The organism is Actinomycetota bacterium, from assembly GCA_018830725.1.
Taxonomy (GTDB): Bacteria; Actinomycetota; Humimicrobiia; order JAHJRV01; family JAHJRV01; genus JAHJRV01.
The window spans coordinates 1-11751 of record JAHJRV010000065.1 but is presented as its reverse complement, the minus strand read 5'-3'; the positions used below and the strand labels follow the sequence as shown (position 1 = coordinate 11751).

Here is an 11751-nt window from a genome sequence, read left to right as displayed (position 1 = left end):
TTTTCTCTAAAAAATCTTGAATCTGTTCCACCAACCTGCATAAAAGGAATTAATTTTGCTTTTAAGTTCCACTTTTTTATAGTTTCTTCAAGTAGTTTATATAAAGGACTTTGAAGAGGTGATCGACTCGGAATTGATTCTTGAATAATTTCAACATCAAATTCGACAATATCTTTTAATAACTTTCTTAGCTCCTCTAAAACATATTCTGGCTCATATCCTGGAAGTACTCTCGAATCAACTTCTAAATAGCATTCACTTGGAATAACATTTGTTTTTTTACCACCCTTTACTACATTTGGTGAGAATGTGTTTCTCATCATAGCGTTTATCCAGTAAGCCATTTTTTTATCCTCAATAGCTTTCAAAATTTGCTTGCTTAAATTTGGGTCAAATACTTTTTTATCTATACCAAATCCCTCAACAAATTTTTCTACAACATCATTTACTTTTATGGGAGATAAATATGATGAGATTATATTTATAGCTTTAGCCATTTTTGCTATACAGTTATCTTCATGAGGCATTGAACCATGACCTGGTCTCCCCTTGAATTTTAATCTCATCCAGTAGATTCCCTTCTCTGCTGTTTGACAAAGAAAAACATATCCCTTATCAGTTAGAATTCCATCTCCTCCACCTTCATTTATTACATAATCTGTTTTTATTAAAGGAAATTTTTCCTTTACCATCCATTCTGCACCAAATACTCCACCAGCCTCTTCATCTGCAGTTGCAGCTAAAACAACATCACCTTTTAGCTTTATTCTTTCTCTTTTTAAGAGCAACATCACCATGAGTTCAGCTATTCCAAGAGATTTACAATCAAGTGCACCTCTTCCCCATATATTATTATCAACAAGTTCTCCTGAAAATGGATGATATTCCCATTTATCTTCATCTGCAGGAACTACATCAATATGTGAAAGTAAAAGTAATGATGGTGCTTCACCTGTACCTTTAAGTCTTGTGACTATATTTCCTCTTCCTTTTTCGCTTTCAAAAATATTACATTCAAAGCCTTCTTTTTCTAAAAAATGTTTTAAAAACTTAGCTCCTTCTATTTCATTTCCAGGCGGATTAGTTGTATTTATTCTTATATGCTCTCTAAGTAGTTGTGTAGCTTCTTTTTTTACATCTTCCCATTTTTTATCTGATAATTGCATTTTAATCCTTTCTATTATTAATATTTTTATTGTTAAAATTCTTAAATTATTATACATGTAGAGCAACCCTTTAAAATTGCATTTGTAAAATTTAGTTTTATTTTACAATGCTTAATCTGGAAAAAAGACTAAAGCATTGCCCTACATTTAAATGGCGATTATATCATGAAGCCATAAATAATATTTTCTAAAGGAGAATAATTCTTGGAAATTATTTTAAAATCTTTAAGTCCCATTTTTTTAATCAGAAGTTTTAACCTCCTGATATCAGAATCAGTAGGATTTATTTTTACCTCATAAGCTTTCTTCTTATTTAATATGAAATCAATCTCAACTCCACTCTTACGATGATAATAATTTATCTCACCTTTTACTTGTAAGTTGTGAAATACTGAGTTTTCAAAAAGATGACCCTCGTCAACTTTAGCAAAGAGATTAGCTAACCCAGAATCACATACATAAACTTTGGGAGTCTTCCTTATTTCAATATCTTTTCCCCTGCTATAGGGTCTAACCAGTGATATAAAATAAGTCCCTTCAAGAAATGAGAGATATTTATAAAGAGTTGGACGTGATATACCAAGTTCTATTGCTAATTTCTGAATACTTAGTTTAGAACCAATACGAGATAGTAGTAAAAGCATCAAGTTTCTTATAATTTCATTTCGACGATAATCACCAAGTTGAACTACCTCTAATTGGAAGAATGAAGAAAATATATCCTCAAGAGTTTTCTTCTTCTCCTTTATAGTTGTCTTTAAAACAACACCAGGAAATCCTCCATAAAGAAGATATTCATCATAATAAGGGGAAATTGTATCAAAAATTGACAGTGAAATCTTTTTTTTATTTTCAGTGATTATATAATCTAAGTTTTTAAAATGAAGGAATTCCTGAAAAGTTAAAGGTAAAAGTTCAAAGAGATATTTTCGTCCAACTAAAGATTCAGTAAAAAGATTCTTTAAATAAAAGCTTGCTGACCCGGTCATGAAGAACTTTATCTGATAATGATCAATAAAATATTTCACAATTGAAGGTATTTCTTTGACAAACTGAATCTCATCAAGAAAAATATATGACTTCCTATCAAGCTCTATGCCTAAAAATTCAAATGTTGATCTAACCTCTTCATAATTTTTAACCTCAAAATATCGTCGATTTACAGGATTCTCTAAATCTATAAATAATTTATTATCGGAATCAATCCTATTAAAGAAATAGTTTAGAAGTGTAGTTTTACCGGTCCTGCGCATTCCAGTGACAATTATAGCTTCTGGAGCTTTAATATATGGATTAATCTTCTGAAATAAATCGCGTTTCTTTATCATAGCTTATATTTAAAACCTTAACATAGTTTATATTGTAAAATAGAAATACTATTTGTCAACTGTATTTTACAAAAAGTAGCACTTTATGTCAAGTCTATTTTACAAATAGTAGTACTTTTTGTAAAGCTTAATTTACAAATAGTATTAATAACTTTGAAAATGGTGAGTTTAGAAGTTTTCTCCTTGTTCTTTAAATGATGTCACAAATACTTTCTCAGCTGCTTTATAGACATCAGGAATATGTTTTCTTTCTTTGATAAATACTCTCATGCTCATAAATTTTATCGGAATCTCTGCAGTCAATTTCTCAAAGTCAAAAACAGAGTGCTTTTTTGTTTTATCATCATATATATTTACTTTTTGTCTACTCAACCTTGGATTCTCGGGTCTAACATCTATATCTGGAGTATCTACTTTTAATTCTAAACCCCTTAAATTTTTAGGTAGTTCCTTTCTTATGTCCTCCTCTACCTCCTCAGGACTTTTAACTCTTGTTCCTGGAAGAAGAGTTTTTGTAAACCTGACTGAATATGAGAATGCTTCATGCCAGTAAAGATTCTGATTAATTAAATCCCGCCAGATTTTTCCAATTTCCCTCTTTTTATCGTCCTTACTTTCTACCCAATTTAGCATAGTAGTAAATAGATACCAATCATTCAGATTGTAATAATTATCCAAATCCTTCTCTGGATTTTTAAATCCCATCAGTTTATAGGTATCAGCTAAGATATCTATTATTTGGAGATCACAGGCTCTTCCTCTCTTATGCCAATAAACTCTATCATACATCTGAATTCTTGATGTAATGAACTGTTTCAATGATGATGCTGAATCAATATGCAGATTTAAACCATTCTCATCAATAAAAGAATCTGCTATCAGTCTTTTTGCATCTATTAATCCTAATTCTGGAGTTCCACAATAATATGAATCTCTCTGAAGGTAATCCATTATATCTGCGCTATATAATCCAGAGAATAGACATCTAAGTTCTTTAACCCATCTTTTCTCAGATTCTACTTCACCTGATTCAGGTCTTCTTAATAAAATACATATATCCTCTACATCCAATTTTTCATCTTTTCTAAAGTATCCTTTGGGAGAGCGAATTATTTTTTCTATATTTTCCTTATATTTTTCCCTGATTATTTTTTGAGAGATTTTTTCATGATTAGTATTATATGTTGGTTTTAGTACTACAAAATCAAGTAAATGACCATAGGGACCATGTCCCACATCATGGAAAAGACCAGCCAATCTCGCAGTTTCCACAACAAATTCCTCTGAGGGTATATCTTCACCATATTTTTTACAAACCTTACTTAGGGATGGATATAGCTGCCTTGCAAATTCACTAGCCATATACATAACTCCTAATGAGTGTTGAAATCTACTATGTTCTCCTCCGGGATACACCCACCAGGTGCTTTGCAATTGATGAATCCTTGTAAGCCTTTGCATCCATGGTGAGTTTATTAAATCTCTTTCTGTTACCTCTTTTTCCTTAATTGGTTTTGAAGTTATTTCAATATATTTATATATTGGATCTGCTATCTTGCTATTGTATGGGCGAAAATAAGTTATCATTTAATTCCTCCAAAAATTCACTATCAAAATATATAGATAAAATATACTTCTGCTCTATTTATAAAAAATATTATTTGAGACTGTTTTATATTTTCTGTAAAATTGTTCTTTGAAAACTTGAATGGAATATCTATTAGAATATCTATTATATAATATTATCATTATTTTATCTCCTATTTTAAATTATATAAAAACAATATAAAGAGACTAACACATCATTTTGCATTAGTCCATTAAAAAATAATAAGGAGGTTTAAATGAATTTTCTTAAAAAGATATTTCTAACAATTGTAACTCTATCAATTATTATGTCTTTGTCACTTACGCTTACTGGTTGTCCTGCAGCAGAAGAAGTTGTTGAACCTACTGAGGAACCCACTGAAGAAGTTGCGGAGTTTGGAACTGCTGAAAATCCATTAGTTATGGCTTTTGCACCATCCGGAGAAGCAGATAGAATCTTAGCAAGTGGTGAAAAGGTTGAAAAGATGATAGAAGAAAGAACAGGATATAAAATAGAAAGCTTTGTTGCTACTAGCTATGCTGCATTAATAGAATCTATGTGTACTGGAAATACTCATATTGGATGGTTAGCAACAGTTCAATATGTTATTGCTAAAGATAAGTGTAATATTGAAGTATTACTCACATCTGTTCGTTATGGAAAACCTTATTACAAAGGACAAATAATTGTTCATGTTGATAGTGATATTGAAGACATAGCAGACTTAGAGGGTAAAACTTTTGCCTACTCCGACCCATCATCAACATCAGGATTCATATATCCAATGGCTCTTTTAGTAAAAGAGGGATATGACTATAAAACTTTCTTCTCAGAAATAAACTCTATGGATGGATCACATGATGCTACCGTTTTAGCTGTTTATAACAAAGAAATTGATTGTGGTGCCACCTTTGATGATGCAAGAGACATAGTTGAAGATAAATTCCCAGATGTAAAAGAGAAGGTAAAAGTCATAGCATATACTGATGAGATTCCATATGATACTATTAGTATAATTGAAGACATACCAGATGAGATGAAAGAAAAAATAAAGAATGCTCTTTTGGAAATTGTGGAAACCGAAGAGGGACTATTGGCAGTGAACGAACTTTATAGACACACTGGATATATACCAACTGATGATTCTGTGTATGATCCTGTTAGAGAGGCTTTGGATCTTGTTCCCGAACTGTTTGAAAAGAAAGAGTAGAAAATCTATAGATTTTCATCATTCATTAAACTAATGTTAAAAATTCAACATATTTTCCACTTATTATTTATCAATATCAAATTAGATCATTTTCTCACGTGCTTTGGCACTTGCAAAGTCCATGATAGCCACAACTATAACAATAGCCCACACCGCAGCACCTGCTTCTTTGTACATAAATAGACGAATCCACTGCTGTAATAGATATCCTAAACCTCCACCACCTACAAAACCGATTATTGTGCTCATACGGACATTTATATCCCAACGATAGATGGTAAAAGCCAGATAAGGTGGTACAACCTGGGGTATAACTGCATAAACTATGGTTTGCAGACGATTAGCACCTGTAGATGTTATAGCTTCGATGGGACCAGGGTCTATGGATTCTACTACCTCTGAGTAAAGCTTGCCCAGTGCAGCAATAGAGTGTACAGCCAGAGCCAGTACTCCTGCGAAGGGTCCTAATCCTACCCACACTACAAAAATTATAGCCATGATCAAGGGCTCAACGGACCGCAAAACATTGAGGATAGTGCGTACAACATAATAAATTGCCACACTAATAGGGTTGACACTCATTAGGTTGCGGGCTGCTAAGAAGCTTATAGGGATTGCTACAAGAATGGCTATTGTTGTAGCCATCAGAGCCAGGAAAACTGTTTCTATCATTTTCTCTATCACCAGGAAAAATGTATTACTGAGATGTAGAGATCCAACTTCGCGCTTCATGCGCGCTTGAACGCGCCATAGTTGTGGTCCTTTACCTTTGGCCTCAGCGAATGGTTCCTGTGCAATGACAGTAATGGGTGAAATCTTTCCTTCTTCATCAGTTTCGAACGTCAGATAGTCACCTTTGTGTCGGATTCGAAACTCCATCTCACCAGCTATATTTGACCACCATATATAACCTTTCGTGGAAGGCCAGAAGTTACCACCTTCAATAGTGAATGTATCACCTGGTTCACCACACGTCTTGTCCATAAAAATTATGTACGGTTCACTCTCCACAGGGGGTCCTTTTGAGGGTGGGGAATCTGAACATGGCGATTCAAACAGGACTTCACCTACCAGTTTTTCGATATCACGCTCAAGAACAGCGGGTTTAAAAAGACTGGAAACTAAAGGTTTGACATCCGCTACTTCTGTAAAAAGACGATGGAGATTAATTCCAGTTACTCCCCATCCTATTATGTAGATGATTATGACCATTATTAAGAAGGGAATCACAGAAGAAAGTCTTCTACCCCGCGCCAGGTTATAAGCATCCCACACATTCCATAACCAGGTTACTGCTATGCCTGTATAGAGAAGATCATTCCTCCTCCATATCACCATAAGCAAAGTAACTAATATGGTTATGAAGAATGCTACTCCACGCGATGGATATCCAGCATATACTTGTCCTGAACCTGGGATGATTAAAGATAAGATTGAACTGAGAATAGATGATTTTTTTTGTTTCATGTATCCTTCTAAGTAACTGTTATTCGCTCAGCTTCTTCACCATAAATTTCTTTGAAGCGCTGATCTGTAATCTCTTCAGGAATTCCCTGAAAAACCACCTGTCCATCTTTCAATCCAACCACATGCGAAGCGTAACGGCGAACCAAATCCAGGAAATGCAGACTACAGAGAACTGTTATCCCATCCTCCTGATTGAGTTGTTCCAGGTATCTTAGGATAGAATGAGCTAGAACAGGGTCCAAGCTAGCAACCGGTTCATCAGCAAGCATCAAGCGTGGCTCCTGCATTAAAGCGCGAGCGATACCTACTCTTTGTCGCTGCCCACCACTCAACTCATCTGCACGTTTATTTGCTAGATCAGCTATGCCCACGCGTTCCAGGTTTTTTAATGCTCTATCAACTTCCTTTTTTGGGAATCGATGAAGTACACTTAGCCAGGGTTTTATATAACCCAACCTCCCCGATAGAACATTGGTCATAACCGAGGATCGCTCCACAAGATTAAACTCCTGAAAGACCATTCCGATGTGGCGTCTTATCTGCCTTAATCCCTCCATTGATGCAGCTGTTATGTCTGTTCCATCCCAAATAATCCTGCCTTCCGTGGGCTCAATAAGACGGTTAATGCACCTGAGTAGGGTGGATTTACCCGCTCCGCTGAGTCCTAATACCACCAGGAATTCACCATCCGGTACTTCAAAACTCACATCCTTTAAAGCAACGGTGCCATCATCATAAGTCTTTGTCAAATTCTCAACTTTTAGCAAGGTTTTTCTCCTTCATTTGAGAATATAGATAAGAGGAGAAACAAATCTCCTTCCTTACTATTATATAAAAAATATAAATATTGGATAAGACCTAATAAGGTAAAGAAGGGTACTTAAATTTCCCCTTCTTTACCTTAACTTAAGTAATACTAATCAGGGTGTTTCCTACTTACTTAGCCAACTCCTCGACGTCAATGCCAGAGGCATCAAGGACTTTTCGGAAGTCATCATAGAAGGAGTCGTCCTTTTCCACTACTCCTTCCCATCCATAAGCCTTCCCCATAGCCTCTACACCTTCATCAGTACCCATAATCTCCAAAAAGGCCTTTACAATCTTATCTCTCATCTCAGATGGAAATTCCTTTATGAACTGTAGACCATCATTGGGAATCTCCGGTGATTCTGCAATAACTATTGTCTTTTCCTTAACATCAGGATATTGTTCCTCTATCTTGTCTCGAGCGTCAATATACATTGCTCCTGCATCACAGTCACCTTGATAGACTGATAGAGCGACTGCATCATGGGAACCAGCCTCTGTTTGCTGAGCCAGGTCAGTGTCTGGATCTACTCCTGCTGCCTTAAGCATAACTCTTGGAATGATGTAACCAGAGGTTGAAGTTGCATCCACCCAGCACATTGTTTTGCCTTTCAGATCCTCTAATTTGGTGATACCTGTGTCTGCTCCAGCAATTATTTGACCTTTGTAGAAGGGAGTTCCGTATCTTGTGGAGACCAGTGCACAGTCAACACCATACTTCTGGTTTGCTAATATGTAGGCGAATGTTGCTAAGGTACCTATATGTGCTTTACCAGTACCCATGGCTTCAATAACTGCTGAATAGCTGGTTGCTACGTTACCTTTAATAACATATCCTGTTTTCTCTGACAGGAGTTTAGCTATTTCATCAGCGCTTTCGATGATATCCGGGGTGTCACCAGAGGGCACGAAAGATAGTATGATTGGATTCTCCTCTGTACCCAATTCCGCTTCTTTTGGTGCACAGGAAGTCAGCAAGCCCATTGTCAACAAGCTCATGATCAATCCCATTACAAATATACGCTTTTTAGTCACTTTAATTCCTCCTTTTTTAAAGTTTTAAATGACAAGCAATTCAACTAACTTAATAATTTACCTAATAAATAAGTCTTAATATCTACATTCTTTATACATACTACTTTTATATTAATACAAGAAATTCTGAATTTTTTCACTTGTTTTAGTTAGGTAATTATTAGAAAATATGATTTTTCTCATCCCTCCTTTCTTTTGTAAGATAATTGCTACGCATTTCTTTAACAATACCAATTCAATTCCAATTTTTTCGTAAATTATATTATCACATTTTTAATAAAAAACATTAAATTTTTTTAAATTTATTAATTAAATTGTTATTTAGATTTGCCAACATAAGTTATTTGAAGATTAGAGAGTGTGTTTTTATAAGCTATGTACTCTTCATGAGAGAGATTTTTCTCACAAGCACTAACAAGAGCAGCTAATGCGTCTATGGCTAATTTTGCCTGTTTTAAATCCAAATATTTCTTGTTTTGTTCCTCGGGAAGTCCCAATTTTTGATAACCTAAACTCGATAAGCTGGTCATCATCTGCATTACAACATCTTTTACAGTGATCTTTTCCATCTGCTCTTTTAGTTTTTTTAGAAATTCTTCTTCTTTTTTCCTTTCTTCATCAGTCTTTTTAGTTTCCTCTTTTTCTCTTTCGTGGTTAGCTTTTATACTTTTGGTTTTTTTCATTTCCTGTTCATTCTTTTTACCTACTTTTTTCTTTCTTGCTTGCTTAGTTTTTCTATTTTTATCTCTTTTCTCTTTATCTTTATCACCTTTATTAGCCATAAATGATCACCTCGTATATAGAACGGTCTAAAAATAATGTTTTTATAAAGAAGATTTTAAATATATATGAAGCTTATTTAGTCAACATAATAAAAAAGTCTTTCAAAATATTTAGCTAATACTTTTTTAAATTTATGAAAAAATTTTTACTTAATGCTTTGAAATTATTGTGAATTCAACTTTCAAAGACTAACTTTTAATAATTCCTAAAATGAATTAATCTTCAAGTAATAATACATCTATGCCCAAATCTTTTCTTATTCTTTCTGCCAGTTCTCTTGCTTTTCCTACAGATGACTTTCCTTCCTCGGTAGTACATCCCATTACTAATAGATTTATATCCTTACGCTTTCTTAAAAATTCCTCTATCTGTTCTGAAATAATCCCTTCCCTCATCTCACTTTTGGCATTAATTCCAGCTTTTTTTGCTCTATTTTGAGCCATGCTTAATATTAATCGACCACATTCTCTTAAATCACCTTGAACTGTATCTAAGACTAACTTTCCAGTACTACTCTTTAAAAAGTCCAGATCTGTATTTACAACGTGAATAAATGTAAGCTTAGCATTTGTTGCTTTTGCAATTTCAATTGCTCTTTCCTCAGTTTTTTTCGATGCCTTTCCACCTCTTGTAGCACATACTATCTTTCTATATGCACCCATTTCCTTTTCACCTTAATCCAAATTTAAAAATAGTCTTGTATTATTCTTTAGTTATTCTTTACTTTTCTTATTGTTGCACTTTATTTATCACATACAATTAGTGAAAATACATCATATCCTTTTAGCTTCTCTCTTGGTTTTAAAAAGGCTAATTCAACCAAAAAGCAAAAACCGACTACTTCCCCACCCATTTTCTCAACCAACTCTGCTTGCGCTACAGTAGTTCCACCTGTAGCCACAACATCATCAACAATAAGTACTCTGTCTCCAAACTTTATGGCATCTTCGTGTATCTCTAAAGCATCTGTTCCATATTCAAGCTCATACTCTTGTCTAACTGTTTTATAAGGAAGTTTACCCGGTTTACGAGCTGGTATAAATCCAACCCCTAATTTATAAGCTAAAGTACTCCCAAAAATAAATCCTCTTGCTTCTGCAGAAATTATTGAAGTAATTTTTTTACTCTTATAATAATCTGCCATTAAATCAATAGCCTTCTTATAAGACTCTGGATCTAAAAGTAAAGGTGTTATATCTTTAAAAATTATTCCCTCTTTTGGAAATCCTGGAATGTCTCTTATCTTTTTCTCAAGTTCATTCTTTTTCACAATTAACCTCCTCTTATAATTTCTCTTGACATATTACCACATCACTAACTTAAAAGTCTCTTCCCTCTGAATAGGGTAACTGATCATTTTTTACTTTGCAACCATAAAATAACTATGTAAAAACATTTTAAAGTAACAAAAAATAATTATATCATTATTTTAATTTTTGAAATTGATTTATTAACGGCTCCATTGATAATTCTCCTAATCCTAACTGATCTAAAATTTCTTCAACATTATATTTTTGACCGTAATACCACATTTCTCTTAAAAGATCTCCAACCTTTTCATTCGCATACCATTTTGGTCCATATTTTTCTTCAAAATACTGCCTTATTTGAGCCTCAAAAAGCCATGCTCTTAGATAATTTGATACATAAAATCCCTCATCCAAATCGGATAAATATTTTTCTGGTACATATTCAACCATAGTAGCAGATGATAAAATGTCTTTATAAATCTCATCTTTACCCTCTATTGAACTACCATCATGAAATTTAGTTTCATAAATTATCTTTCCAGAATATCTTCTAAGCATATAGAATTTTCTATTAAGTAAAAATCTAATTAAACTATCTGCATCTTCTATCCCTAAGAAATCTTTTAACCAATATGGTGAGAGAAAAAGATAGTTAAACAAAAAGGCGTATCCTTCTGTTACAGCATCATCTCCTAAATATTTAAATTCAAATGACAATTTCTTTCCAACATTTGCAAAATGTTGAGAATGACCTCCCTCGTGAAAAAGTGATCTATAGTCACTAATTCCACCTTCTGGCATTATATTTAAATAAATTTCATCTGGAATTCTAACTGGACACATAAATGCTCTTGGAGATTTCTTATCTCGCATCTCTATATCAATATGAATATTCTTTTGACTTTCTAAATCAATACCTAAAGCATAGCAAGTTCTACCAAATGAATTTACAAGTTCTTCCTTTGGAAACATATAATCATAATCTTTTCCTCTACTAAAATAATCTATATCATAATGTAGATTTATTTTATTCAAATTTCTGCATAAATTGATTTATAGTTTCAGCAATCTTTGTTCTCCTATCAGCAAGAAAATCACGATAATTTTCGATTTCCCA

Annotated in this window: 12 protein-coding genes; 2 read left to right on the top strand and 10 right to left on the bottom strand. The window is 33.6% G+C overall.

From position 1 onward, the window contains the following. The 3 genes from KKC53_03140 to KKC53_03130 all read right to left on the bottom strand — a co-directional run. On the bottom strand, positions 1 to 1223 hold a 1223-nt coding region (locus KKC53_03140; protein ID MBU2598160.1), incomplete at its 3' end, for a M20/M25/M40 family metallo-hydrolase. 101 nt (positions 1224 to 1324) lie between these two features. After that, complete coding sequence (locus KKC53_03135; protein ID MBU2598159.1) at positions 1325 to 2494, bottom strand: ATP-binding protein; 1170 nt, start codon at positions 2492 to 2494, stop codon at positions 1325 to 1327. A gap of 168 nt (positions 2495 to 2662) precedes the next feature. Next, complete coding sequence (locus KKC53_03130; protein MBU2598158.1) at positions 2663 to 4081, bottom strand: HD domain-containing protein; 1419 nt, start codon at positions 4079 to 4081, stop codon at positions 2663 to 2665. A gap of 257 nt (positions 4082 to 4338) precedes the next feature. On the opposite strand from KKC53_03130, the gene KKC53_03125 reads away from it, so the two are divergent. Further along, on the top strand, positions 4339 to 5292 hold the full coding sequence (locus KKC53_03125; GenBank protein ID MBU2598157.1) for a phosphate/phosphite/phosphonate ABC transporter substrate-binding protein: 954 nt from the start codon (positions 4339 to 4341) through the stop codon (positions 5290 to 5292). An 81-nt stretch (positions 5293 to 5373) separates the two neighbouring features. Here KKC53_03125 and phnE read toward each other — a convergent pair whose 3' ends face one another. Beyond that, entirely contained in the window at positions 5374 to 6171 is a 798-nt protein-coding gene (phnE, locus tag KKC53_03120; GenBank protein MBU2598156.1) for a phosphonate ABC transporter, permease protein PhnE, read from the bottom strand. A gap of 37 nt (positions 6172 to 6208) precedes the next feature. Here phnE and KKC53_03115 point away from each other — a divergent pair, with 37 nt between their 5' ends. After that, entirely contained in the window at positions 6209 to 6490 is a 282-nt protein-coding gene (locus KKC53_03115; GenBank protein MBU2598155.1) for a hypothetical protein, read from the top strand. 277 nt (positions 6491 to 6767) lie between these two features. Here KKC53_03115 and phnC read toward each other — a convergent pair whose 3' ends face one another. The 6 genes from phnC to KKC53_03085 all read right to left on the bottom strand — a co-directional run bounded on the left by phnC (position 6768) and on the right by KKC53_03085 (position 11669). Further along, positions 6768 to 7526 (bottom strand): phosphonate ABC transporter ATP-binding protein, encoded by a 759-nt coding sequence (gene phnC, locus KKC53_03110; protein MBU2598154.1) that lies wholly within the window; start codon positions 7524 to 7526, stop codon positions 6768 to 6770. A gap of 169 nt (positions 7527 to 7695) precedes the next feature. Further along, positions 7696 to 8601 carry a phosphate/phosphite/phosphonate ABC transporter substrate-binding protein gene (locus tag KKC53_03105; GenBank protein ID MBU2598153.1) on the bottom strand — a complete coding sequence of 302 codons (906 nt, stop codon included), beginning with the start codon at positions 8599 to 8601 and terminating at the stop codon, positions 7696 to 7698. Between the two features lie 317 nt (positions 8602 to 8918). Continuing rightward, a complete protein-coding gene (locus KKC53_03100; GenBank protein ID MBU2598152.1) occupies positions 8919 to 9383 on the bottom strand; it encodes a DUF1844 domain-containing protein in 465 nt (154 codons plus the stop codon). 216 nt (positions 9384 to 9599) lie between these two features. Beyond that, positions 9600 to 10046, bottom strand: coding sequence for a universal stress protein (locus KKC53_03095; GenBank protein ID MBU2598151.1), 447 nt, complete (start codon positions 10044 to 10046; stop codon positions 9600 to 9602). An 80-nt stretch (positions 10047 to 10126) separates the two neighbouring features. Beyond that, complete coding sequence (gene apt, locus KKC53_03090) at positions 10127 to 10654, bottom strand: adenine phosphoribosyltransferase (protein ID MBU2598150.1); 528 nt, start codon at positions 10652 to 10654, stop codon at positions 10127 to 10129. Positions 10655 to 10808: 154 nt separating this feature from the next. Beyond that, positions 10809 to 11669 (bottom strand): hypothetical protein, encoded by an 861-nt coding sequence (locus KKC53_03085; protein ID MBU2598149.1) that lies wholly within the window; start codon positions 11667 to 11669, stop codon positions 10809 to 10811. Between the last annotated feature and the right edge of the window lie 82 nt (positions 11670 to 11751).